At 73.3% G+C, this 225-nt stretch carries 1 protein-coding gene; it reads right to left on the minus strand.

All coding sequences use genetic code 11. From position 1 onward, the window contains the following. The coding region (locus tag MJ643_RS31320; protein ID WP_247727405.1) for an N-acetylneuraminate synthase family protein at nucleotides 1-225 on the minus strand (225 nt) is incomplete at both ends.

Consider the following 225-nt stretch of genomic DNA (forward strand, 5'->3'; position numbering starts at 1 on the left):
GCGCGGACCGTCGGAGCCGAGCGCCTCCTCGACCTCGCGGATCTGGCGGACCATGCTCGCGAGCTCGTCGGGCAGCAGCGAGACCTTGTGGTCGTTGCCCTCGAGGGTCTTGTCGAGGGTCACGTGCTTCTCGACGATCGCGGCGCCGCGGGCGACGGCCGCGACGGGCACGTGCCAGCCGCGCTCGTGGCCGGAGTAGCCGACGAGGCAGTCGCCCAGCTCGGC

Source organism: Pseudomonas sp. PNPG3, from assembly GCF_023093815.1.
Taxonomy (GTDB): Bacteria; Pseudomonadota; Gammaproteobacteria; order Pseudomonadales; family Pseudomonadaceae; genus Aquipseudomonas; species Aquipseudomonas asiatica.